Raw genomic sequence first — 23,189 nt, forward strand, 5'->3', positions numbered from 1 at the left:
AGATCAAAACTCCTCTTTATTGTTTATAAATTTAAGTGTTCAGTTATTGGCAAAGGCGTTGTTGAACTGCGGGTTGAGCTTTCAAGAAAGCGATCGCTTGTTCCCCTAAATTAGAAACATCATTATAGAGGTTGATCAAATCTTGAACATTAATCGTAATCGCATTAACTCCTTGGTAGCTGAGAAGTAATTCTAACATTGAGAGTTGACCATCACGGGTTACATTGCGTAATGCAGCAATCACCTTATCAACGGCAACGTCAACGGTACTTCCTGAAGCCACAAATTGATTAAAAGCTCCTACTACTAATCTGCCATAGGTGGAGTCCAGCAGATCATTGACCACATTAGTCGGAATTTGAACAGAGTAATTGAGAGCTTGACGGAATTGTTGAACTTGATCTGGAGTCAGTTTAGCTAAAGTAACCAAAGAACGAAGTTGATTGGACTGATCCCCAGTTTGAGCAAAGGTTTGTAAATCGACAATTGATAAAGAAATATTGGCTGGCCCATACATTAATCTTAACTCATCAATAGCAGGTGCAGGTTGAGCAAATATTCCTAAACTAATTGTTAATCCCAAAATCATTGCTAATGCAAGGGATATATATTTAGATAGACCCTGAGTAAAAAATTGGTAGGGGTTACGAACTTTTTGAAACCAACGTCCTGATGTTAAGCTCATTTGTTCCTTCCTCACAAGTAAAATTTAGTAACACAGTCATTTTGTTGTCCCATTCTAAAGGTCTGTTTGACCTCTCTTAAGGTTCCCTTAGATGGGGACTTCTCAAACTGTTACATATTCTGGCTCATTTGATCCAGTATCTGCCGGATTATAGCAGCATCCTGAGCCATTGGTAGAATTTCTAAATAATTCTCTAAATCTTGCTGTGCTTCTCTCCATTGCTGCTGATGGTAGTAGAGAATACCGCGATCGCGTTTTTCATTTACTGAATCTGGAAACAGCAATAAAATCCGTTCAATCACTCCTAAAGCTTGTTCAATTTTGCCTTCATTCAAATAAATAACTTTCAAATTCATCAACATCCGACCTAAAAATTGGCGGGGATTAACTGCCGCTAAAAATTCGGGTTGCATTTCGATAGGTTGTTGATAAATTTGTGTTAATCGAGTTGTACAATCTTCGGGAAATAAAATTTCTCCCTGGTTAAACGCATCCACATAAATTTTGGCATCCTCAAACTCAGGACGGATTAAAAAATGCCCTGGCATTCCAATCCCTACCATCGGAAAATCAATGCGTTTACACAACTCTAAATAAACGAGGGAAAGGGTTATCGGAATTCCGGTTCGTCGATTGATGACTTCATTAAAATAGCTATTTTTGGCATCGTAATAGTTATTTTTGTTCCCCCTAAATCCTAAATCTTCATAGAGATAGTGATTGATCGTTTGAATCACCCGCAGAGGATAACGTTCCTGGGGTAATCGTTCTAAAATTTCCGAAGCCATTGTATCTAAAGCATTGAGATATTCTTCCGGTTCAATTTCTGGATATTCTTCTTGAGCAATATAAAGAGCCGCTTTTGCTAAATCAATTTGTTCCTCCGGTTGTTGAATTTCTTGAAAAAAGCGTTGTCTAGCTTGTAAATAATTCATATTTTATTAGGGGATTTTAAATTAATGGGGTTTTAACTAACTTGTGTTTAATTTTACCGGGTAAAGCTATAATCCAGAACACACATCTATCTAAAGAAAGACTTTTATACCCTTGTTCATCAAAACAGTATAAATTGTTATTAATTTTTGGGGACAGATTCACTTCCTGACTCTTGGATACTTACCCTAAAAATGAATAGGGATGACTGTACGCCACCCCTACAACGGTGATTGGGAATAAAATCTTAAACTGAGCCTTAAAAGTCTTCCGTTAAGAAGGGATTTTCTTTGGGAAATGTCGGTAAGTGAATTGAGGCTAAGGACTCTAATTTTTTACGTCGTTGGGGATAAATTAATGGGGCTGGCCAATTAGCCGTATTAATTTCCTCGGATTCCGGTTGTTGAACTGCTACCGCACTGGTAGATTGAGATTTTTTTACCTCTAAATTAAAGGATTGTTCCCCCATTGATCTAGCCAATTGTTGTTGCCTCGGCATAGTTTCCGATGGCGTTGGCAAGACAAATAAATCCGCATCTTCTGAAATAAACGAAGCATATTCTAAACGAATTCGTTCTAATTCCCCTTCTAAAAATCGAGGTTGGGGAGAGTCTTCAACGGGAATTTCATCGTTAGAAACGGTTAATTCTACAGGGGGTTTAAACGGTTCAGGGGTAGACAATGGTGTTTCCTCAGAAGATAGAGATTCTAACCCTTCCGATAAAGCCTGAACCACCGGAAGCGTCATCTCGAATTCTAAGGATGTTTGATCACCTATATTCCCTGAATCAGTCGATGAATTAACCGAATTTTCCATCGGATGTATGGGGTTATTGTTAGAGGCTGACCAAGGTTGTACTGGGGGAGCTTTAGGTGTTAATAAACCAGCAGAATAAAATAGGGGAGGTTCTTCTGTCATTACGGGAATTGATTCTAAGGTTTGTTTCCCGGTTTCAAATTGAGCTTGATTTTCTAAACATCGTTCTAATGCGACTTTAAATTGTAGGGTTTGGCGTTGTTGACGATGGAGTCGCGATCGCAATTCTCGGCCCATATTTTGGGCTTGAACTAACTCATGAAACTGCTCATTATATCGTTGTTGCGTTAAAGCACAATCCCGTTCCATTTGTGCTAATCGAGTTTGGGTTGATTCCCATTGTTGGGTTAAGGTTTCAACTAAAACCTGTTGTTGTCGGATGACTTGATTGGCAATTTCTAACTTTTTAAACAGTCGTTTAACTTGATCTTGTGTTGCCCCTAATTCTTGGGTACGTTGCAACAATTCTGTGTCTTGATTCTGTCGATTCTGCCGATTTTCATCTAATTCTGCTTCTAATTCCGCCACCCGATTAATTAAATCTTGGTTACACTGATGTAAAATTTGCACCACCCGCACGGGATTATCTTCCGTTTCCCCTTCCACCGACATTAAGGACGCCGTTGCCATTTCGTTTCCCTCGGAACCCTCTAGGAAAATCCCATCGGGAACCGTTGAATCCTCATCCCTGACCTCAGTTTCTGCCGATTGTTCTAACTGATTGATAAACTCAGTTAACAATTCCTCCAGGGGAATCGTGTTAGGAAAGTTCACCGTCTCCCACTCCTCATCGGGGGTTACAGCAGGACTAACCAACTCTTCCGACGGGGGCAAAGGTTCGGATAAAGGTGCTTCAGGAGGCTGATCAAACGATTCAGGAGTGGGGAGATCGGCTTCAGACATGGCTTTTTTTATTTGATTTGTTTATTTATTTCTATTCTCAATACATGGTGAAATGTATTGTTTCTTATATTAAGGGCAATGGAGAATCGCGTCAAGTTGCTAATTTAAAAAGGTTTTATTAATGATCAGTTAAATCGGAAACTCTATTGATCTGGATTAGGGATCGATTGCATCCCTGATTAATGTCTTGCTGATCAAGTCTTAAATAATAGCGATTTTTGCTCTTAATCTATCAAAAAACTGAGGGCAAAATAGGCTGTAATTGATATTATTCCCTTAGCTGATCACTCAATGTTAACCAAAACCATCACCTGATGACAAAAATTGGATATATTGGAGTAGCGGAAATCATACAGATTACATACAAGTTGAGTTAAATATGGAACAGTGGGAGTCGCGGGGACATTTATTAACCGAACAAATCAACGCGAGTAGTCAGAATTTAGATCAACTTAGTTCTTTAGAATTAGTCGATTTGTTTAACCGGGAAGATGTACAAACGTTACTGGCCATCGCCCGTTCCCGTGAATCATTGGCCCAAGCCATTGATCTGACCACTGCCGCCTTGCATCAGGGAGGGCGACTGTTTTACGTTGGCGCGGGAACCAGTGGTCGTCTAGGGGTTTTGGATGCGGCGGAATGTCCTCCCACCTTCTGCACCCCTCCAGAATTAGTGCAGGGTATTATTGCGGGAGGGGCGGGAGCTTTAGTCCGCAGTTCTGAAGATTTGGAAGATCAAGCTGAAGATGGGGCAAATGTGATCGCCTTACGGCAAATTACTCATAAGGATGTGGTGGTTGGAATTACGGCCGGAGGAACGACACCTTATGTACAGGGGGCATTACAAGCTGCCCGTCAACGGGGGGCAAAAACGGTGTTTATTGCCTGTGTTCCCGTAGACCAGGTAGAATTTGAAGCGGATGTGGATATTCGCTTATTAGTAGGGCCAGAAATCTTAGCAGGTTCGACTCGATTAAAAGCTGGAACCGTGACAAAAATGGCGTTAAATATTCTCTCAACCAGCGTCATGGTTAAGTTAGGAAAAGTCTATGGCAACCGCATGATTGATGTGGCAGTAACGAATAAAAAATTACAAGATCGAGCCTTAAGAATTTTAATGGATTTAACAGAAATTAATCGAGAAGAAGCCGAATTTTTATTAGAAAAAAGTGGAAAATCGGTGAAGTTGGCGTTATTGATGAAGTGGACAGGATTAGATGCCCTATCCAGTCAAGAATTATTAGATCAGCATCAAGGACAATTAAGACAAGCCGTATTAAGTCTTAAACCGTAAAATTTGTTGATAAATATTCAGCAATGCGACGACTCGCTCCTGGCTGTCCCAGGCGACGTTTGCCATTTTCTGCGATTAATTGTAATCGATCCGGGTTGCGAAGCAGCGATCGCAAGATTTCAGGAATTTCTGTGGGATTTTGCCCAACAATTAAGGATGGCCCTAATAGACGGTGTTGATTATCAGCAAAGGTTGGGGTAAATTGTGGCCCTGTACCGGGAATTGCGATCGCAGGTTTCCCTAAACCGACAAACTGTTCTGTCGCAGTTCCCGCCATTGCCAGGGCAACATCTCCTAACCTTAAACACTCATTAAAGGCTTGATTGGTTAAGATTAATGTTACTTTTTGCAAAGAAAAAATTAATTCTCCATGAGCCCAAGAAAAGTTAATATCAGACAGGGGAATATCCGGGCTTTCTTGCCACCCTAAAGCCGTAAGAGGTTCACAAAAGGATAATAACTCTAAACCAGGAGAAATCGCAGCTAGAAACACTAACCGTTGATAGCTAAGGACATGATTTCCGGGTAAAACCATTAAACCTTGATTCGGATCAGTAAACTCTTGAATAATATTGTGAACCCCCTGTAAAATTAAGTCCCAATTGTGATAAACTTCGGGAGGACGAGAACCGGGAAGTAAAATAATTACCAGCGATCGCTGTCTTTCTTCCTGTTCAAGATGGGGTTGATGAAAACGAGTTGTTATGGGTTCTAAATCATCCATCATGGGATTTCCAAAATCAAGGGCGGGAATAGAATATTTCTGTAACGTTTGAGTCGTTAATGTATCTCTGGGAAATACCCCTCGACAGCGAGAATTTTTCATTAACCAACATTCCCAAGGAAAATAAATCGAATCAAAATAGCGATACCATTGCCACATTTGAGTTAAGGGTAACTGTCCCTGTTCATCCCGCAGATAATAGTCCGATTTTGCTGTCCCCACAAAAACATAATTAGCACCACTCAACCAAGCCAAAAACAAAGGAACAATATCCCCAACGGCGAGAATAAATCCCCCTTGTTTGACCCACTGACGAAGGGTTTGATATTGCTGGAGAATTAACGGAAATAACCCGGCTTGGAGATCTCGCCAAAGTTGATCTTGATCCATATAAATAAATCCCCCAGAAGGGAGAGATTTTACCGGGCCAATAATCGGTACATTGTCCAGTTGACCATAGGCTTGTCCCAGTCCCACCAGGGGTAAAGCGGCTAATTCTAGGGGGTGGGGTTGTTGCTGAAGTTCTCGTAAAATCCGAACTGCGATCGCATCCTCCCCATGACCATTACTCAAAGATAGAATTTTAACCGTCATGGTCTATTTTCCTCACACACTGTTTCGTTAGATTAACAGTAAGAGGTCTATGATCAAGGAAAGAGTACAATCAAGATTAACTTGAACATTTTCCCTGATCCTGGGTTTGTGGGTGTCATCTTGAGTGTGAATCAGGGAGTTTTGGATCATTGAAGAGTTCATGAGTATTGAAGAAGAAGCAGTGGCTGAATCTGAATCAATCCTGTTGTTGAACTCTATTTTATTTGATGAAACTTATGATTTTGCCACCTCCCCTATCTCCTTTATTAGATTGCTTAATTATTGATTCCCATGACCAGGATGTACAACATCTATCTCAAATTTTAGGGGAACAAGGGTATTTTATTAGAACTGCCTTCAATGGATCTGTGGCATTAAAAGAGTTAAACTTTAAGCTACCTGATATTGTTTTTTTAGATTATTTAGAGTATCAAAATCAAGAATTTTGTCTGGATATCTTTTTAAAGCTTTATCATAATCAATGCCAGAATATTATTATTGTTTTCTTAATTTCCTCTCCTGAACAGAGCCGTTTCCTTCCGTTAGAACCCAGCTTTCATTGTGACTCAATTAGAAAACCTTTTTATCCTGAAGAAGTTATTCTAAGAATTAGAAATATTTGGCATGATGGTCAGAATCAGAAGGCTATGGAACAGTCCAGACTTCAGTTAAAGCAAGAAATTTCGGCTCGTCAGAAAGCAGAACAACAACTTGAACAAATTAACCAACAGTTACAAACGACAACGGAACAGTTAAAGCATTTGAGTCGGTTTGACTCCTTAACACAATTAGCAAACCGTCCTTATTTTGATGAATATTTATTCAGAGAATGGCAACGTTTAGCCCGCGAAAAAATACCCTTATCCCTAATTATTGGGGATGTGGATGGGTTTCAAGGTTATAACGAAGCTTATGGATATTATCAGGGAGATATCTGTTTACAAACCCTTGCTCAAACGATGAGCACTTGCATTAAGCGTCCGGCGGATTTAGTCGCTCGTTATAGTGGGGAAGAATTTGCCATCTTGTTACCCCATACGGGCAGTTCGGGGGCGATAGAAGTTGCCAAGCTGATTCGAGCTAAAATTAAGCAGCTTGAAATTTCCCACCCTAAATCCCAGATTAGTTCCTACCTGACGCTTAGTTTAGGGGTGGCAACGGCAATTCCTCTGCCTGACTTACCTCCAGATCCCTTAATCACCGTTGCTGAGGAGGCTCTACAGGAAGCCAAACGGCAAGGTTGCGATCGCATTGGCGTAGGAGTAAGTTGGCGTTAGGGGTGTTTATTTAGCTTTTTTCGTATCGATGTCTTCGGCTTCCCCATCCTCATTTTTTCCCTTGTAATCATTTGTTGTCCAACGCTCGATGGTCGTTTTATTGACCTCGGATTTGGACGGGACTGCATGAGCAGAAGAAATGGAGAACATGGTAAAACTTGTGGAAGCAACCAGTCCTAAAACAACAAGAATATTTTTCATGAAATGACCCCTGATGGCTATCAAAATAGATGCCTTGATTGAACGGAACAGTAATATGAAAAGGTCGTAACAACCTCATCAAATCCTGAACAACCTGCACATTATCTAAGAAGCAGTTTTGGTAAATGCAAACAAAACTTAAATGCTTCTTTGTGTCTTTTATCTTCCCTCTATCTTGAAGATTTGGGGAGCAGGGAGTAACCCATCAGGGGGGTGAGGCTGACGGGGAGACGGGGAGACGGGGAGACGGGGAGACGGGGAGACGGGTAGGGAAATGATTAGGTTTTGATTCTGTACTGGGTATCCGTATTTCTCTATCAACGGTCAATACGCCTGTTCTGCTGTATAATCCTTAAATTGCATATCTTCAATGCAACTATTGAATACAAAAGAGGTTCTTAATAGAAGCCTCTGGTTTTTTCGGGAGTTAAGTTAGAGCAAGACTCGCGTTATTTTCTTGATGTTAAATTTTTAGTTTTCAATAAAAATCTATGTTAATATAATTAACTTTTTAATAATTTTGGATATTTTGTATTGTAGATTACAATTCACAGTTTAGAATTCCTTTAGTATACAAAGCCTGAATGGGAAATTGTTCATACCACATCTTGATCGAATCGTAGTTAATGGGGAATTTTTAAGCTTTTTTATCTACGGCTCGATGGGGGAAGTTAACCGATATATTATTGGCTAACAGGGTAAAGAAAATGACCTATTCTTCATCCATTTTTTTAAGTTAAATACCTAAATAGTCATCGTGAAAAAAAGATTAGGTAGACGCAAATTCTTAGTTTATGGTTCAGCAGCCTTTGGAAGCGCCTTTTTCCTCAAAGGTTGTGCTAATTCTGCCGTCAATACCACCAGTCCAACAACGGCAAATTCTCCCAATCCAACCGCTACAACCGCAAGTACCAGCACAGGAAGTGGCGATACAATTAAAGTGGGAATTCTTCACTCTTTGAGTGGAACAATGGCAATTAGTGAAACCACTGTTGTTGAAGCCGAAAAATTAGCAATTAAAGAAATTAATGCCAATGGTGGGGTACTCGGTAAACAAATTGAAGCCGTGGTTGAAGATGGGGCTTCTGACTGGCCGACCTTTGCCGAAAAAGCCCAAAAATTGATTGATCAAGATAAAGTTGTGACGGTGTTTGGATGCTGGACATCGGCTAGTCGTAAAGCGGTAAAAGATGTCTTTGAATCCAAAAACCATATGTTATGGTATCCGGTTCAATACGAAGGTCAAGAATGTTCTAAAAACATTTTTTATACAGGTGCCGCCCCAAACCAACAAATTGAACCTGCTGTTCAATGGTTATTTGATAATAAAGGTCAGGAATTTTTCTTAGTCGGATCAGACTATGTGTTTCCCCGCACCGCAAACACCATTATTAAAGAACAATTAGCAGCCATTGGTGGAACAACTGTTGGCGAAGATTACTTACCGTTAGGCAATACGGAAGTTACCCCGATTATCACCAAAATTAAGCAAGCCTTACCCAACGGAGGCGTAATTTTTAATAGCCTGAATGGGGATAGTAATGTAGCTTTCTTCAAACAATTACAGGGTGCAGGAATGACCCCTGATAAATATCCCGTAATGTCAGTAAGTATTGCGGAAGAAGAAGTGCGACAAATTGGTAAAGAATTCCTTTTAGGTCACTATGCAGCTTGGAATTATTTCCAAACCGTTGATACTCCTGCTAATAAAAAATGGGTAGAAGCTTTTAAAGCGGAATATGGACAAGATCGAGTCACAAATGACCCCATGGAAGCCGCTTATATTATGGTGTATTTGTGGAAACAAGCAGTAGAAAAAGCGGGAACGGCTGATGATTTAGAAAAAGTTAGATTAGCGGCTGTTGGTCAAAGTATGGATGCTCCCGAAGGTCAAGTCACGATGTTCCCGAACCATCATATTTCTAAAACCGTGCGAATTGGACAGGTTAGAGATGATGGATTATTTAATATTGTTTGGGCAACAGAAGGCCCGGTTGATCCCGTACCTTGGAACCAATTTGTACCTGCAACAAAAGGTTATGCTTGTGACTGGACAGATCCCAATAAAGGCGAGAAATTCCAAATGCAAGGAACATAATTAATCCCAGATTTGCTCCCCCGAAATCCCCCTAAAAAAGGGGGACTTTGACTTTCTAATTCCCCCTTTATAAAGTCAGAGTTAGCTGATAAAAGCACAAATAATTTGCCTTTTTCTAACCTATAAAAATCTCCAAAGGGGTTAGTAAAAAGAGTGATACAGCAAATCCTTATTTGCTTACTGTTCTCCGTTCCCTATTCCCTGTTCCCTGTTCCCTGCTACAATTTACAGATTTTCCTAAAAAATGCAAGACCTATTCATTGCCATCTTTAATGGAATTAGCATCGGTTCGGTGTTGTTAATGGCAGCATTAGGACTCGCTATTGTTTTTGGACTCATGGGTGTGATTAACCTCGCTCATGGGGAACTGATTATGTTAGGAGCCTATACAACCTTTGTCGTTCAAAATATCTTCAAACCGTTAGGTGAACCTTTATTTAGTACCTATATTATTTTTGCGATTCCCATTGCCTTTATTGTCACAGCTTTAGCAGGATTAGCCTTAGAACGAGGGGTAATTCGGTTTCTTTATGGAAGACCTTTAGAAACCTTATTAGCAACTTGGGGTGTGAGTTTAATTTTGCAACAATTGGTTCGCAGTATCAGTACCACATTTCTGATGGGGATTATTATCTTTTGTCTGCTATTTTTTGGAGGATTATGGGTACTGCGTCGTCAGACGAATTGGGAGAAAATTCAACAGTGGGCGATTTCTGTTTTGTTCTTATTATCATCAGGAATAGCCTTTACAGTCGGATTAGTGATTGGACAAAGCCAAAAAGCCTTAGCAAAACCTTGGTTTAGTGCCAGAAATGTTGATGTCACTGCTCCGCCTTGGTTGCGAGGAGGCTTAGAATTAGGTACATTTCAAATCCCCTATTCCCGTGTTTTTATTATTGTTTTAACGATTCTTTGTTTAATTGGAATTAATTGGTTTTTCAATAAATCTAATTGGGGGTTAAGAATTCGCGCTGTCACTCAAAATCGTACCATGAGCGCTTGTTTAGGCATTCCCACAAGCACCGTTGATGCGCTAACTTTTTCCATTGGTTCAGGACTGGCTGGAATTGCGGGATGTGCGATTACATTATTAGGATCAGTCGGCCCTAATACCGGACAAAATTATATTGTGGATACCTTCATGGTTGTCGTTGTTGGAGGAGTCGGAAATCTTTTAGGAGCCGTAATTGCCGCCTTTGCTATTGGTGTCAGCAGTTATTTAATTGGTTCAGGAACCTTAGCTTTATTATTAACTAACATCAATGCTGCGCCATTCTTCGTTGATTTCTTCAATTTTTTCGCAACAACCAGTATGGCAAAAGTCTTAGTGTTTGTGTTAATTATTGCCTTTTTACAAGTTAAACCATCAGGAATTTTTCCACAAAAAGGGAGAACAGCCGAACTATGAAGGATGAGATTAGCATTCTAGCTAAAACTAAAAAGCAGAAACGTCAAAAACTGCTGATAGAAGGGGCAGGTATTATCGGGTTTAGTTTATTTTTTGCGATTCTGATGCCCTTGATTTTACCGATTTTTCGGTTACAACTATTGGGTCGATTTCTGGCCTTATCAATTGCTGCATTAGGCATTGATTTAATTTGGGGATATACGGGATTATTGAGTTTAGGACATGGCATCTTTTTTGCTTTAGGCGGTTATGCCTTAGCCATGTATATTAAATTGCAACTTCCCCCAGGTGAAATCCCAGAATTTTTTACCCTCTATGGTGTGAATGATTTACCCGGTTTATGGAAACCATTTTATTCCTTTCCCTTTACCCTGTTTGCGGTTATTGTGATTCCGGGTATTGTTGCTGGATTATTAGGCTATTTAGTCTTTAGAAACCGGATTAAAGGGGTATACTTTTCGATTATTACCCAAGCCGCGTTAATCGTTTTCTTTAACTTCTTTAACGGTCAACAACAACTGATTAACGGAACCAACGGGTTAAAAACGGAAACCGATAAAATCTTCGGATTTGTGGTCGGTTCTCCCCCGGTTCAGTTAGCGTTTTATGAAATTACCATTCTGTTTTTAATTGCCATCTATTTACTGTGTCGCTGGTTAACCAGTGGACGGTTTGGTAATTTATTAATTGCTATTCGAGATGATGAATTTCGCCTGAGATTTTCCGGTTATAATCCCACTTGGTTTAAAGTATTAGTCTTTTCCATTTCAGGTGCATTTGCTGGAATTGCAGGAGCTTTGTATACCGTCCAAACCGGAATTATTACCCCAAATGCGATGGATGTTGCCTTTTCAATTGAAATGGTGATTTGGGTGGCTGTGGGTGGACGAGGAACCTTAGTTGGGGCAATTTTAGGAACGTTGTTAGTTCGGTTAGGAAGAACCGTATTAAGTGAACAATTTCCCGAAGTGTGGCTGTTTTTCCAAGGGGCATTATTCCTCATTGTGGTGACAGTATTACCCGATGGAATTGTGGGATGGATACGAACCATTGGAGTTGATAAAATTCGTTCTATATTCGGATTTCCAAAAGCCGTTATTACCTATCCCCGTTTAGAAGAAGACCCTGAAATCGAGTTAGAACGCGAAGAATTTGAACAAAAAATCACCAAAGATTAAAACCATGACTGCTAAAATTTTAGAGATTAACGATGTCACCGTCAGTTTTGATGGATTTAAAGCTCTCAATCATCTAACTTTTAGTATGGATGTGGGGGAATTACGAGTGATTATTGGCCCCAATGGAGCCGGGAAAACGACGTTTTTAGATGTGATTACGGGCAAAGTTCAACCCACCGAAGGACAGGTGATTTTTAAAGGGCGTAATCTTAGAAAAATGCCCGAATATCAAATTGCTTGTTTTGGCATCGGGCGAAAATTCCAAACCCCTAGAATTTATCTCAATTTAACCGTTAGAGATAATTTAGATTTAGCGTGTAACCGCAATAAAAATGTATTCCCTACCTTATTTCAACGCACAACTGGGGGAGAAATTAGAACCGTTGCGGGACTATTAGAAACCGTTGGATTAATTGCTAAAGCTGATTTTCCTGCTGCCTTATTATCTCATGGGGAAAAACAACGGTTAGAAATTGGAATGTTAGTGGCACAATCTCCTGATTTATTATTAGTTGATGAACCGGTAGCGGGTCTGACCGATGAAGAAACAGAAAATGTCGGCAATTTGTTATTAGCGTTAGCCGAAAGTCACTCTATTATTGTGATAGAACATGATATGGAATTTGTTCGACAAATTGCTCGAACAGTAACGGTTTTGCATCAAGGTTCGGTATTGTGTCAAGGGGATATGGATGAAGTTCAAAATGACCCCCGTGTGATTGAAGTTTATTTAGGAAAACAAGAGGAAGAATAAACAGTTTAATCATACCCTTTAATCATACCCTGAACACGCAGTTTTGGCATAGGAGCTATCCTGAGTGAATTAGTGCTGGCGGGGTGACAAACCCGTCAGGTTGAAATAGTTTATAATGCTAATCAAGATTTATTTTTTACCCACTAACCAATAGGTGGTCATTTCTCCTTTCCCTTTAATTGAAATTTTACCCCGTTTTTCAAAATTATATTGATCTTTAATTCGTTCATAAGTGGCTTCTGTGACTTGAATACGTCCCGGTTCCCCGGAAGATTCCATGCGAGACGCAATATTAACTGCATCTCCCCATAAATCATAAATAAACTTTTTAATTCCAATCACACCTGCGACGACAGAACCCGTATTAATTCCGATTCTAATTTGAAATTGAGATCCGATATTAAATCGTTCTAAAGGCGCTTGAAATTGAGACATGGCGGCTTGCATTCCTAACGCCATATCTGCGATCGCTTCTGCATGATTGGGTTTGGGTAAGGGTAAACCTCCGACCACCATATACGCATCCCCAATGGTTTTAATTTTTTCTAATCCATTGTGTTCGGCTAAATTATCAAAAATGGAGAACATTTCATTGAGAACACCGACTAATTCTATGGGAGGTACTTTAGAAGAAAGCGGCGTAAATCCAACAATATCCGCAAATAATATCGTAACTTCTTCAATCGCAGATGCGATCGCTTTTGTATCTTGTTTGAGTTGTTCCGCAATGGCTTCGGGTAAAATATTTAATAATAATTGTTCTGAACGCTCTTTTTCTAATCTTAAATCTGCGGTACGTTCTTCAACTCGTTGTTCGAGTTCTGCATTGGTTTTTTCTAATTCATGAAAAGACGCTTTTAACTGTTGCGTCATGGTATTAAAAGAATTAGCTAAAATCCCTAATTCTTGAATGGATTCCACAGGAATCGTTTGATCGAGTTCTCCACTGGCGATCGCTTGACTGGCTTGACTGAGGCGTAAAATCGGGGTACTAATCCAACGGGCGGTATAAATTCCGCATAATGTTGCTACAAATAACGCTACTAAACATAATAAAATAGTAGTCTGATTATTAGCATGAATTTCTGCCATAAAATCAGATTCAGGAACTACAACCACAATTAACCAATTAATTCCCCGTTGATCAGATAAAGGAGTGACTTGTAAATATTGATGTTTACCATTAATCTCAAAGGTGAGTTGAGTTGACTGTTGAATCTGATCTAAATTGCCAAAATGTTCGACTAAATAACGAGAGGTAGCTTGGGTTAAGGGATTACTACTGTTAACGGCTTTGATCCGTTCAGTTTCCTCTTTTTTAGCATTAACAATAAAGGTTTCTTCTAAGGTGGATGTAGCCACTAAATAGCCGTTTTTTTCCATGACAAAGGTTTGTCCGGTTTTGCCAATTTTTAAACTATTGAGAAACTGACTAATCCGTTCTAAAGTTAAATCGGTACTCGCTACCCCTAATAGCTGTTTTTTTTGATTATAAATCGGTTGGTTAGCTGAAATCACGAGAACTCTGGAACCAAAATAGGCATAAATTTCACTCCAAACGGCTTTTCCGGCTTTCACTCCCGCTTTATACCAAGGACGAACTCTAGGATCATAATTCTCTCGAACACTTAATAATTGACTGCGATCGCCTTGATTATTGGTTAACCATTTTTCAAATTTTCCTGATGTTCTTTGATCAACAATATCAAATTCTATTGTACCATCATCGTTGCGATTTGCGCCAATATAATAGCCATTTTGCAATCCAATTCCAATATAACTCGCAGTTTGAAATTGTTGTAACTGATTCCAGAGATACCGTTCCATCTGGGACGTATTATTGAGGTTAATTAATCCCATTTTTAAGGTATCGACATTAATTTGGTTAACAATATGGGGAGTTTCTAAATAGGTGTGAAGTTCCTGTTGAATACGATTACTTAATTCAATTCTTAATTGAGTTGCTAAATCATTAACGGCGATGGAACCATTGCGAAAGGATAACCATCCCGTTAATCCGACCGAGGCAAAAATTTGTAACAGGAAAGGAACGACAAAAACAATCCGCAGGGATAGTTTAGGTGCGTTTTGATTTGATGCAAACAGACGAGATAGAGATGCCATCGTGATACTCCCTGGTTCCTTAATCTGGATTCGCACCTAATCCCTGCCTTAACAGGAATAACTTCTCTATCGAAAGGTAGAATTTTATCGAAATCAAACCGTTGTTGACTTTATCTTAACGAATAATTTTAAGGTTGAGCTTATGATTGAACTTGGGTAGTTAATTTTTCGCCAACTCTGGGTTCTGTTCCTTTAAGAATCCGATCAATATTACTGCGATGTCGCCAGATGACATAAATTCCCCCAGCGATCGCAAAGATTTGATACGGTAAGGGTTCTCCTGTAATAATCATTAAAATAGCAATTCCAATTGCCCCTGCAATCGAACTCAAGGAAACAATTCGAGAAATGGCTAAAACCAGGGCAAAAATTCCTAATGTGGCTAAAGCTAATTTCCAATCTAAGGCGAATAAAATCCCTAGACTAGAAGCAACAGATTTTCCTCCTCTCCATCCAATCCATATCGATTTTGTATGACCGATAACAACAATTAATCCCGCCAGAATTGCTATCCAATATTGCAATTGATCCAGATTTTGAATTCCCGCCGTTTGAGCGAGTTCAGAGGTTAAGGAAAGGGAATAAACCCAAAAAACCAGAACAACGGCTGATGTTCCTTTTAAAATATCAATTAGTAAAACTAGCAATGCTGGGAATTTTCCCAAGGTTCTGAGGATATTCGTGGCGCCAGTAGAACCGGAACCCTCAGCCAGAATATCAATTCCATAAAACCAACGTCCTATAGCATATCCCGTTGGCATAGAACCCAGGAAATAAGCTATTACTAATAATCCCGTATTAATTAATAACCATTCAATCATGTTTAAATTCCATTATTTTATAGGATAGGGAACAACCAACAGTGAACTGATAACTGATAACTGATAACTGATAACTGATAACTGATAACTGATAACTGATAACTGATAACTGATAACTGATTAACAGGCAAGATGCCTGTTCCACATATTTGATTTAAAATCTTTCAATGGGTTGTTGTAGGGTTTGGGGATCGGGAGCGAAGGCTAACCACAGGGGAAATTGAAGTAAAGATAGACTAATTTTGTCTTCCATATCATCAATAATAATCAAGGGTAATCGTCCTTCTTTAACGAGACGTTCAGCTTTTTGAGATAAAACTTCCGGCTCTTCAAATAATACAATTCCCTGTTCTGGCCCAAAATCTCGCCGATCAATTCCTAAACAATCTTGTAACCCCCGTCGCCATTCTCCCAAACGTTCAGGAGTATTGGCTAAAACCAAGGTTCTTAAACGGTTTCCATAGAGATTTCTGAGAACGGAAATCGTCGCCGAAGCAATCAAAATATTTTGTAAACGACTTCCCATCGTCCGTAACGCACCCCGTCCTCCTTGGGTAAAGAACCAATTAGAAACCCGTTTGGCGTGGATAGGTTCAAAGGTACGTCGCAATTGCCAAGGTGTACCATAATAATCGGGAGAATTGCGATATTGATCGAGGAGTTGGCGAATTCTCTTGGTTTGTTCCTGAAATCCCTGCTCTGAAAATTGGGGAGTGGGAGCACTTTGGGAATTGTCGCCACTGTCTCCCCTATCTACTCTGGAAGGTTGAGGAGCTTGAGGGGGTGGAGCAATTTCTCGTAGGGGGGGTTGGGGAGGGGTTTCGGGTAAAAGTTCTAATTGTTCAGTCGTAGCGACTAAATCTTGTAAACTCCCGACTAAATAATCTTTAAATCCTTGGACGCGGATGGCGAGTTCTTGGGAAACTCCGGCGAAGGAAGTCCGCATTTCTTTTTGAATGCGATCGCGACGACGTTCTAGTTTTTCGACTTCAATTTGTAAGGTTTGTTTACGTTGTTCTAACTGATCTAACGCTGAGGAGATTAATTTCCCCATCGACTGAGTTAAGGCCAATTGTTCCTGCTGCATTTTGGCATTAGTCGCCTGCAATTGAGCAATTTTTTGTTGCAATTCTTGTTCTTGACGCTGTAACGTGCTTACCCGTTGACCTAACTGAGTGGTCACTTCTTCTATGGGTTCGGACATCAGGCGTTCAGACAGGGTGGGCATTGTTGAGGGCGCTGATACGGGTTCGGGAGTTTGCAATTCGTTAGACTCCCAAGGGTCAGCGATCGGTGAACGATTTATATTGCTAGGGTTCCCCCCAATTTCTGGCTCAGAGGGAACAGACGGTTCTGTGAAGGAAGAAGCATCGCCTTTTGGGGGGTTGTTTTGATCTCGGATTTGAGTTTCTTCTGAATTCATGAAATTGAAAGTCCCGGTCTAAACACAAGGGGATGTGCTGAGTCAAAGTATAGCGTTAACCTGTTCGGTTATTCGGGTGTTTAGACAGGTTTTTTACCCTCACCTGTTAGAGTGATTGTAGCATTACAGAAACCGATGAGGTGATTTAATGACTCAGCTAGAATCATCTGTCCCCAATTAACGGGACATCTTAATTGATAAAAAATGACTAATAGAATGGTGATGGGCAGAGCCAATCCTACGTTTAGATCAGACAAGATTAGCGTTTTAAAAATGTTCCTAAATGACTGCGAGATTGGGGTAAAACCAAGGCTAATGTTACTAATATTGCAGTAACTAAATTCAAATCTTGGGCTTGAAATCCTAAAAAATCTGCATTTAACGCTAAAGCAACAGCAATTCGATAAATGACTGATCCGAATATTGCTCCTAATGTAGCTTTCATAACCGTTGTTGGAGTAATAAATGTTTCTCCAATAATCACCGCAGCTAATCCAAAAACAATTGTTCCCACCCCCATTGTAACATCGGCAAATCCATAAATTTGAGCAAATAATGCCCCTCCCAAGGCGACTAAAGCGTTACTCATTGCCATTCCTAATAATATCATCCTTTCCGTTGTAATTCCTTGGGCTTTTGCCATCAGGGGATTAGCACCCGTTGCCCGCATGGCTAACCCGATTTCTGAATTGAGAAATTGATCTAATAGGATTTTTATAACGATGACAATTGCCAATAAAATCATCGGAATTACAAGCCATTGAGGGATTGAGTTAAAAACAGGTTGTAACGGCGTTAAAATTGTCGGTTGTCCTAATAAGGCAATATTGGGTTTTCCCATAATTCTTAAATTAATTGAATAGAGGGAAATCATCGTTAAAATACTGGCTAATAAATGCAGAATTTTTAACTGAACATTTAACCAAGCGGTGACTAACCCGGCTAACGCACCCGCTAGACAAGCGATCAAGGTTGCGATCGCAGGATTCACCCCTTGAAGGATTAAAGTAGCCACCACCGCACCCCCCAAGGGAAAACTGCCATCAACGGTTAAATCAGGAAATTCCAAGACCCGAAAGGACAAATACACCCCTAAACCAATTAAGGCATAGAGTAATCCCGTTTCAATTGCCCCAAATAATGCCACAATACTCATAGTTTATTGATGGTTGACGGTTGACTGTTGCCTATTGCCTATTGCCTATTGCCTATTGCCTATTGCCTATTGCCTATTGCCTATTAACTGATAACTGATAACTGATAACTGATAACTGATAACTGATAACTGATAATGGGTATAGAATTACGCAGCTACGTTTATTTAGATAACCTTCAAAGGCAACACGCAGCCTATATTGGTACGGTGTCACTGGGGTTTTTACCCTTACCGGGGGATTCTTCCCTGTGGATTGAAGTGTCGCCGGGGATTGAAATTAACCGGATTACAGATGTGGCCTTGAAGGCGACGTCTGTACGTCCAGGGGTGTTGTTTATTGAACGACTTTATGGCCTTTTGGAAATACATTCTAGCCGTCAAGGGGATACGGTGACAGCAGGACGAGCGATTTTGGACTTTTTAGGATTACGGGAAAGCGATCGCCTCAAACCTCAAATTATGTCTAGTCAAATTATTCGCAATCTTGACCCCCATCAAGCTCAACTCATTAATCGTAACCGTCGAGGTCAATTAATTTTAGGGGGTCAAAGTTTATATATTTTGGAAGTTCAACCCGCCGCTTATGCAGCTTTAGCCGCCAATGAAGCGGAAAAATCGGCGTTAATTAATATTCTGCAAGTAACGGCTGTAGGAAGTTTTGGACGGTTATATTTAGGAGGAGAAGAACGAGATATTATCGCTGGATCAAAAGCAGCTTTAGAAGCCATTGAAAATGTGTCTGGGCGAGAATATGGAGGTAGTTTTAATCCTGAATAAAGCTGATTTAAGCAAAGCTAATTCAAGGGTTCGTGTTTTGATTAAATCACGCCCTTGACATTTCAGTTATCCTCTAATTAAAGCCTAACACGATGTTGGGATGCTCGCTTAATTTACTGACCCGTAAGATTTTTTAACTCCCCAGGTGCAATTACTAAAATTCCCGCGTTGACAAATCCAGAAATATCACGAGTGATAATCGCATCTACTTCATTTGCTATTCCACAAGCACACTGCACAGCATCCTCAAAATCTTGAAAATTCAATGCGATCGCTTGTTCTAAAATTCCTTTATCAACCGCACAAATCTGTAAGTCTGTCAGAATTTGCCCTATTGCATCTTTTGCAGCTATCTTACCAGATGCTTTACGAATAATGTAATAAATGTTAGTAATTGTTATTGCTGAAATAAACCCTTCGATTTCTCCTGCATCAATTTTCGCTCATAGTTTAGCTGCATCATCTACGAAAGGTTCTCGGTCTTGTAAAAAATCAAGAACAACATTGGTGTCAATTAAAACTCGCATTACTGATATTTCTGGGTAAGATAGTTAATATAATCTGTTTCGGCATCTTCACTGGATGTTTCTGTATTTTTGGCAATTCCTCGTAGTCGAGAAAGATTGCCCTTTTTCAATTTAGAACTGGTTTCTCGCTGCAATGACTCTAACAGAGTTTGTACTAATTGCCAGCGATCGCTAATGGGTAACTGTAATGCCTGCTTTTGCAATTCTTGTAAATTCATGCTCATTTTTTCCCGGTCAGTATCACTTTTAATTATAAATTAGGTAACGATTAAGAGGCAATAAACTAACTGATATTTTTTTGAAAATTTGCCATAATTGCTCCTATCTCACCGGGTTGTCACCCCATGAGGTCTGAGACATAAAAACATCTCATCAATAATGCTATCAATTGATATTGTCGTAGGAGATTGAGTCATAATTTATCTACTCCACATATTCGATATCAGCATTACTTGTGTCAACTCCTTGCTGCCTAAAGGATGTAATTCCTAGTTCTAAGCTTTCTGAAGTGGGTCGAAAATGGCCACTGTGATTGCTGATTGTTAGCAAAATAATAGTAACAATTAGATTCACAAATTGCCTTTTATGATGTTCAATCAAACTTTCATCAAGGGTACAAATTCCTCTAATTTCACTTGTAAGTCATCCACGAGCATTAAACGATACTTTTCAGTTGCTTTCAACTTTTGGAAAACATAACTAGCAAAATCATCACACCACTTTTTTCTCTCAAATTCATTAGAGATGTTCAGTGCTCTGATTGATAGATTATAAGGGTATTCTTCAAATTTGATATCTCGATCATTTTCAAAATCATGCTTTCCTATAGTAAGAGTGATGGTTGAGTTACGAAACTCATACCAATTGTCAGTACCATCAGAAAAAAGCTCAAATTTTAAATCCAATATCAACTCTAATTCTTTGATTAAATATTCGATTTTATGGGGAAAGTCTACAAAAATATCTAGTGTCCGAGACATAAAAACCTCCTTTATTGAAACTCAGTAAAAGTGATATCATAGCGATCGCCAATAATTCGGACGCGATCAATTTTTCCGCGTGTAATATTTTTCGCTCTCTCCAAACCTCGTTCAGCCTCAGACTCTATTAACCCAGATGTCCTAGCATCTATAATTATATCCCTAGCTTGTCCCCCTCGTCTAATCGAGTTGTTGATCTGATTTTTTACTGTTGCGCTTGTAGCACCAAAATCCAGACTTTTAAATTCAGTAGGTTTTCCATCTACCTCAGCATCGGGATTTCTACCTCCATCGTTTTTTTCTGCCAAGGCTTTAACATTTTTTCCCTCTCTTTCAAGAAATTCCGCGATCGCTTTTTCTGTTGTACCAAAGGCTCTTTCTGATTCATCAATACTACCACTTTTAGCCGAATTTTGCTTCATTTGTGGTGCTTTTCTTTTATGAGTAGTATCCGCATATCTTATATTGCATATATACCCGGTTCAGCGTCATTCCCAGGGATAATTTTCCGGCTGCTTTTCACGCCTTTACTTTCGCACAGATCGGCAAAAGATTCTAAACTTTCTAATCTGGCAGAAAGTTCGCTCAAACTATCTAAATATTCAGCTACCGCAATTTGGTGATAAGTCCAGGCTAGATCAAATTTAGTAGCACTATAGGACATATCAAATTCTACATCAACGTGAGTTTTTTTGCTTTTAATTTGCTCTGGAGATAAGGCGCGATCGCTTGTTGATATTTGGGTAATTCGTTCGACTCGTTCGGGGGTAATATAGTTATTAAACCGATCATTGCTAAAGCGATAAGCGGTAGATAAATAAGTGTTTTCATTATTAATTAATGCTTGAGCCCATCTTTCCGCTACTTGTTTAAATTGGGGGACTTCTACCGCCAGTAATTCTTTAGCTTCTTGATGTTTTCCTATTTCTAGGAGAAGATTGGCTTCTGTTGCGATGGCTACAGCCCAACCTTGAATAGAAACATCAGCATTAAGCATAATTTCAGCATCTAATTCTGGGGTAGCTTGTATGGCTTGATTACTGAGAAATAATCGCACTCTGCAAGCTGTTTTAATGGCTGATCTCGGTGATTCATCAGGAAAAAGAGAGCGATCATCAAGTTCAGCTTTTAAAGCCGCAATTTCTTTAATTAGCATGGCTTGATGAAGATGGGAAATCGCTTTGGCGAGGCTTTTTTGTTTTTGGCGACTATCTTCTACTAATAAATACAGATAAGCTAATTGTCCAGAGATAATATCTAAACTATTGTCAACTTGATTTAAGCGCTGATCAAGATGATAAAAACCCGCGTTTAAGTTGTTTTCAATCCGATTTAAGTCAGCTTCAAGTCGATTAAAGCCTGCTTCCATTGATTGTTGAATGTGACCTAAAGTGTTTTGGATTTGGTGCAGTTTATAGCCCATATAGGCAAAGCCCGCAATACTGACACCAAGATTTAAAACACTTGCGCCCGCAGCAATTTGAGTTAATCCCATTACTGAGGATAAAGTTTTTTCAATACCCATTAATTTATGATAGGTAAGCCCATGACCAATAATATCAACTCCTCCCAAGATGGGGGAAAAGGGAACTGTCATCAGTTTGCTAGTTAGTCCCGGCGTTTCGGCTAAATGGCGGACAATTTGACCCCCATTTGCAGTACCCGCAGCCCATCTAATAACGCTTCCATAGCGTTTCATTGAACCATCTAATAAACCTTTGATAATTTCTGGATTGTTAACTAAAAGAGTGGTATCAATTAACATTTTAATTACTCCTGTTTAACGATTATAAACTCCAATATTTTCGTAGGCTTCTATTCGCAATCTAGGGGAAATTGTAAAATTAACTGATAAATCAGCTAATTTACGAAACGCATCATATCTATCCAGTTGATTCACATTAGAATTGAACCCTTCATCTGCTTGATTTAGCTCGATAGAGACTAGATAAATATCATATTCTGATTCTGCTCCTTTTGCGACTAAATAATCGCTAATATTGGCTTTGATTTTAGAGTATTTATCTTCAGTCCCTACCAATAAATATTTCGTGATTTCATAAAGAGATTCCCCATCTTTAAAATCAATGCTTCCTTTTGCTTGGAGTGATTCAAGAAAACCAGCCTGTGCATGAGAAACTACTAAAACTAAAAACTTTTGAGTAATTTTTTGTGCTGTAGTAGTTAAACTTGAATGGGTTTGAACTGTAGAAATGCTAGAAAATGAAGAATTAGAGTTAAATTTTTCGGGTTCTTCTCTACGAGTTTGCTGTTGTGATTGCTCCTCTTTTAGCTGTTTAAATTTTGCTCCTACTAATGCTCCTCCTGCTGCTCCTATTGCTGCTCCTACTGGGCCTCCTACTAATGCTCCTAATAATGCTCCTCCTGCTACTGGTACTACTAGATCTAGATCGTTAGGTTCCATTTTTTAACTCCTAAATTTCATTAGTTTAAAACTTACTTCACTGACGACTATAGCAATCCTATTTGATTTACCGTAGGGGCAATTCATGAA

Annotated in this window: 22 protein-coding genes; 7 read left to right on the top strand and 15 right to left on the bottom strand. The window is 39.4% G+C overall.

The window, feature by feature from the left end:
- Positions 1-43: 43 nt before the first annotated feature.
- The 3 genes from H6G57_RS13890 to H6G57_RS13900 all read right to left on the bottom strand — a co-directional run bounded on the left by H6G57_RS13890 (position 44) and on the right by H6G57_RS13900 (position 3,338).
- Positions 44-685: an alpha/beta hydrolase gene (locus H6G57_RS13890; protein ID WP_190519459.1), complete on the bottom strand. Its 642-nt coding sequence runs from the start codon at positions 683-685 to the stop codon at positions 44-46.
- Positions 686-795: 110 nt separating this feature from the next.
- On the bottom strand, positions 796-1,620 hold the full coding sequence (locus tag H6G57_RS13895; RefSeq protein ID WP_190519461.1) for a SirB1 family protein: 825 nt from the start codon (positions 1,618-1,620) through the stop codon (positions 796-798).
- 257 nt (positions 1,621-1,877) lie between these two features.
- Positions 1,878-3,338 carry a hypothetical protein gene (locus tag H6G57_RS13900; protein WP_190519463.1) on the bottom strand — a complete coding sequence of 487 codons (1,461 nt, stop codon included), beginning with the start codon at positions 3,336-3,338 and terminating at the stop codon, positions 1,878-1,880.
- Between the two features lie 379 nt (positions 3,339-3,717).
- On the opposite strand from H6G57_RS13900, the gene murQ reads away from it, so the two are divergent.
- Positions 3,718-4,632 (top strand): N-acetylmuramic acid 6-phosphate etherase, encoded by a 915-nt coding sequence (gene murQ / locus H6G57_RS13905; protein WP_190519464.1) that lies wholly within the window; start codon positions 3,718-3,720, stop codon positions 4,630-4,632.
- On the opposite strand, the gene H6G57_RS13910 is transcribed toward murQ, so the two are convergent.
- Positions 4,622-5,950, bottom strand: a complete 1,329-nt coding sequence (locus H6G57_RS13910; RefSeq protein ID WP_190519466.1) for a lipid-A-disaccharide synthase-related protein — start codon at positions 5,948-5,950, stop codon at positions 4,622-4,624. The two genes, murQ and H6G57_RS13910, sit on opposite strands and share 11 nt — an antisense overlap.
- Positions 5,951-6,186: 236 nt before the next feature.
- Here H6G57_RS13910 and H6G57_RS13915 point away from each other — a divergent pair, with 236 nt between their 5' ends.
- Positions 6,187-7,227 (top strand): diguanylate cyclase domain-containing protein, encoded by a 1,041-nt coding sequence (locus H6G57_RS13915; protein WP_190519468.1) that lies wholly within the window; start codon positions 6,187-6,189, stop codon positions 7,225-7,227.
- A gap of 6 nt (positions 7,228-7,233) precedes the next feature.
- On the opposite strand, the gene H6G57_RS13920 is transcribed toward H6G57_RS13915, so the two are convergent.
- Positions 7,234-7,428 (bottom strand): hypothetical protein, encoded by a 195-nt coding sequence (locus tag H6G57_RS13920; RefSeq protein ID WP_072719183.1) that lies wholly within the window; start codon positions 7,426-7,428, stop codon positions 7,234-7,236.
- Positions 7,429-8,182: 754 nt separating this feature from the next.
- On the opposite strand from H6G57_RS13920, the gene urtA reads away from it, so the two are divergent.
- The 4 genes from urtA (at position 8,183) to urtD (ending at position 12,866) form a co-directional block, all read left to right on the top strand.
- On the top strand, positions 8,183-9,526 hold the full coding sequence (gene urtA / locus H6G57_RS13925; RefSeq protein WP_375539520.1) for an urea ABC transporter substrate-binding protein: 1,344 nt from the start codon (positions 8,183-8,185) through the stop codon (positions 9,524-9,526).
- 244 nt (positions 9,527-9,770) lie between these two features.
- Positions 9,771-10,934, top strand: a complete 1,164-nt coding sequence (locus tag H6G57_RS13930; protein WP_190519473.1) for a branched-chain amino acid ABC transporter permease — start codon at positions 9,771-9,773, stop codon at positions 10,932-10,934.
- The gene (gene urtC, locus H6G57_RS13935; RefSeq protein ID WP_190519475.1) at positions 10,931-12,112 is read left to right on the top strand and encodes an urea ABC transporter permease subunit UrtC; all 1,182 of its coding nucleotides are present in this window, start codon (positions 10,931-10,933) and stop codon (positions 12,110-12,112) included. The genes H6G57_RS13930 and urtC overlap by 4 nt, the downstream gene beginning before the upstream one ends.
- 4 nt (positions 12,113-12,116) lie before the next feature.
- The gene (gene urtD, locus H6G57_RS13940) at positions 12,117-12,866 is read left to right on the top strand and encodes an urea ABC transporter ATP-binding protein UrtD (protein WP_190519477.1); all 750 of its coding nucleotides are present in this window, start codon (positions 12,117-12,119) and stop codon (positions 12,864-12,866) included.
- Between the two features lie 129 nt (positions 12,867-12,995).
- Here urtD and H6G57_RS13945 read toward each other — a convergent pair whose 3' ends face one another.
- The 4 genes from H6G57_RS13945 to H6G57_RS13960 all read right to left on the bottom strand — a co-directional run bounded on the left by H6G57_RS13945 (position 12,996) and on the right by H6G57_RS13960 (position 18,390).
- Positions 12,996-14,990 carry an adenylate/guanylate cyclase domain-containing protein gene (locus tag H6G57_RS13945; protein ID WP_190519479.1) on the bottom strand — a complete coding sequence of 665 codons (1,995 nt, stop codon included), beginning with the start codon at positions 14,988-14,990 and terminating at the stop codon, positions 12,996-12,998.
- Positions 14,991-15,130: 140 nt separating this feature from the next.
- The gene (gene plsY, locus H6G57_RS13950; protein ID WP_190519481.1) at positions 15,131-15,811 is read right to left on the bottom strand and encodes a glycerol-3-phosphate 1-O-acyltransferase PlsY; all 681 of its coding nucleotides are present in this window, start codon (positions 15,809-15,811) and stop codon (positions 15,131-15,133) included.
- 154 nt (positions 15,812-15,965) lie between these two features.
- Entirely contained in the window at positions 15,966-17,015 is a 1,050-nt protein-coding gene (locus H6G57_RS13955; protein WP_242048977.1) for a DUF3086 domain-containing protein, read from the bottom strand.
- A 478-nt stretch (positions 17,016-17,493) separates the two neighbouring features.
- The gene (locus H6G57_RS13960) at positions 17,494-18,390 is read right to left on the bottom strand and encodes an ABC transporter permease (protein WP_190519483.1); all 897 of its coding nucleotides are present in this window, start codon (positions 18,388-18,390) and stop codon (positions 17,494-17,496) included.
- A gap of 135 nt (positions 18,391-18,525) precedes the next feature.
- Here H6G57_RS13960 and H6G57_RS13965 point away from each other — a divergent pair, with 135 nt between their 5' ends.
- On the top strand, positions 18,526-19,167 hold the full coding sequence (locus H6G57_RS13965) for a hypothetical protein (protein ID WP_190519484.1): 642 nt from the start codon (positions 18,526-18,528) through the stop codon (positions 19,165-19,167).
- A 113-nt stretch (positions 19,168-19,280) separates the two neighbouring features.
- Here H6G57_RS13965 and H6G57_RS29755 read toward each other — a convergent pair whose 3' ends face one another.
- From H6G57_RS29755 to H6G57_RS13995, 6 genes are all read right to left on the bottom strand, one after another.
- Positions 19,281-19,604, bottom strand: a complete 324-nt coding sequence (locus H6G57_RS29755; RefSeq protein ID WP_375539521.1) for a PIN domain-containing protein — start codon at positions 19,602-19,604, stop codon at positions 19,281-19,283.
- Between the two features lie 89 nt (positions 19,605-19,693).
- Entirely contained in the window at positions 19,694-19,912 is a 219-nt protein-coding gene (locus tag H6G57_RS13975; RefSeq protein ID WP_190519485.1) for a hypothetical protein, read from the bottom strand.
- A 378-nt stretch (positions 19,913-20,290) separates the two neighbouring features.
- A complete protein-coding gene (locus H6G57_RS13980) occupies positions 20,291-20,674 on the bottom strand; it encodes a hypothetical protein (protein ID WP_190519486.1) in 384 nt (127 codons plus the stop codon).
- Between the two features lie 11 nt (positions 20,675-20,685).
- The gene (locus H6G57_RS13985) at positions 20,686-21,096 is read right to left on the bottom strand and encodes a hypothetical protein (RefSeq protein WP_190519488.1); all 411 of its coding nucleotides are present in this window, start codon (positions 21,094-21,096) and stop codon (positions 20,686-20,688) included.
- A gap of 38 nt (positions 21,097-21,134) precedes the next feature.
- Positions 21,135-22,439 carry a hypothetical protein gene (locus tag H6G57_RS13990; protein WP_190519490.1) on the bottom strand — a complete coding sequence of 435 codons (1,305 nt, stop codon included), beginning with the start codon at positions 22,437-22,439 and terminating at the stop codon, positions 21,135-21,137.
- Between the two features lie 15 nt (positions 22,440-22,454).
- A complete protein-coding gene (locus tag H6G57_RS13995) occupies positions 22,455-23,099 on the bottom strand; it encodes a glycine zipper domain-containing protein (protein ID WP_190519492.1) in 645 nt (214 codons plus the stop codon).
- Positions 23,100-23,189: the final 90 nt, after the last annotated feature.

The sequence above is a fragment of the Planktothrix sp. FACHB-1365 genome, from assembly GCF_014697575.1.
Lineage (GTDB): Bacteria > Cyanobacteriota > Cyanobacteriia > Cyanobacteriales > Microcoleaceae > Planktothrix.

What these genes read in the sequence shown, in the direction of transcription:
- H6G57_RS13890 (WP_190519459.1), bottom strand. Translation starts at nt 685, where the DNA reads ATGAGCTTAACATCAGGACGTTGGTTTCAAAAAGTTCGTAACCCCTAC.
- H6G57_RS13895 (WP_190519461.1), bottom strand. Translation starts at nt 1,620, where the DNA reads ATGAATTATTTACAAGCTAGACAACGCTTTTTTCAAGAAATTCAACAA.
- H6G57_RS13900 (WP_190519463.1), bottom strand. Translation starts at nt 3,338, where the DNA reads ATGTCTGAAGCCGATCTCCCCACTCCTGAATCGTTTGATCAGCCTCCT.
- murQ (WP_190519464.1), top strand. Translation starts at nt 3,718, where the DNA reads ATGGAACAGTGGGAGTCGCGGGGACATTTATTAACCGAACAAATCAAC.
- H6G57_RS13910 (WP_190519466.1), bottom strand. Translation starts at nt 5,950, where the DNA reads ATGACGGTTAAAATTCTATCTTTGAGTAATGGTCATGGGGAGGATGCG.
- H6G57_RS13915 (WP_190519468.1), top strand. Translation starts at nt 6,187, where the DNA reads ATGATTTTGCCACCTCCCCTATCTCCTTTATTAGATTGCTTAATTATT.
- H6G57_RS13920 (WP_072719183.1), bottom strand. Translation starts at nt 7,428, where the DNA reads ATGAAAAATATTCTTGTTGTTTTAGGACTGGTTGCTTCCACAAGTTTT.
- H6G57_RS13930 (WP_190519473.1), top strand. Translation starts at nt 9,771, where the DNA reads ATGCAAGACCTATTCATTGCCATCTTTAATGGAATTAGCATCGGTTCG.
- urtC (WP_190519475.1), top strand. Translation starts at nt 10,931, where the DNA reads ATGAAGGATGAGATTAGCATTCTAGCTAAAACTAAAAAGCAGAAACGT.
- urtD (WP_190519477.1), top strand. Translation starts at nt 12,117, where the DNA reads ATGACTGCTAAAATTTTAGAGATTAACGATGTCACCGTCAGTTTTGAT.
- H6G57_RS13945 (WP_190519479.1), bottom strand. Translation starts at nt 14,990, where the DNA reads ATGGCATCTCTATCTCGTCTGTTTGCATCAAATCAAAACGCACCTAAA.
- plsY (WP_190519481.1), bottom strand. Translation starts at nt 15,811, where the DNA reads ATGATTGAATGGTTATTAATTAATACGGGATTATTAGTAATAGCTTAT.
- H6G57_RS13955 (WP_242048977.1), bottom strand. Translation starts at nt 17,015, where the DNA reads ATGTCCGAACCCATAGAAGAAGTGACCACTCAGTTAGGTCAACGGGTA.
- H6G57_RS13960 (WP_190519483.1), bottom strand. Translation starts at nt 18,390, where the DNA reads ATGAGTATTGTGGCATTATTTGGGGCAATTGAAACGGGATTACTCTAT.
- H6G57_RS13965 (WP_190519484.1), top strand. Translation starts at nt 18,526, where the DNA reads ATGGGTATAGAATTACGCAGCTACGTTTATTTAGATAACCTTCAAAGG.
- H6G57_RS13975 (WP_190519485.1), bottom strand. Translation starts at nt 19,912, where the DNA reads ATGAATTTACAAGAATTGCAAAAGCAGGCATTACAGTTACCCATTAGC.
- H6G57_RS13980 (WP_190519486.1), bottom strand. Translation starts at nt 20,674, where the DNA reads ATGTCTCGGACACTAGATATTTTTGTAGACTTTCCCCATAAAATCGAA.
- H6G57_RS13985 (WP_190519488.1), bottom strand. Translation starts at nt 21,096, where the DNA reads ATGAAGCAAAATTCGGCTAAAAGTGGTAGTATTGATGAATCAGAAAGA.
- H6G57_RS13990 (WP_190519490.1), bottom strand. Translation starts at nt 22,439, where the DNA reads ATGTTAATTGATACCACTCTTTTAGTTAACAATCCAGAAATTATCAAA.
- H6G57_RS13995 (WP_190519492.1), bottom strand. Translation starts at nt 23,099, where the DNA reads ATGGAACCTAACGATCTAGATCTAGTAGTACCAGTAGCAGGAGGAGCA.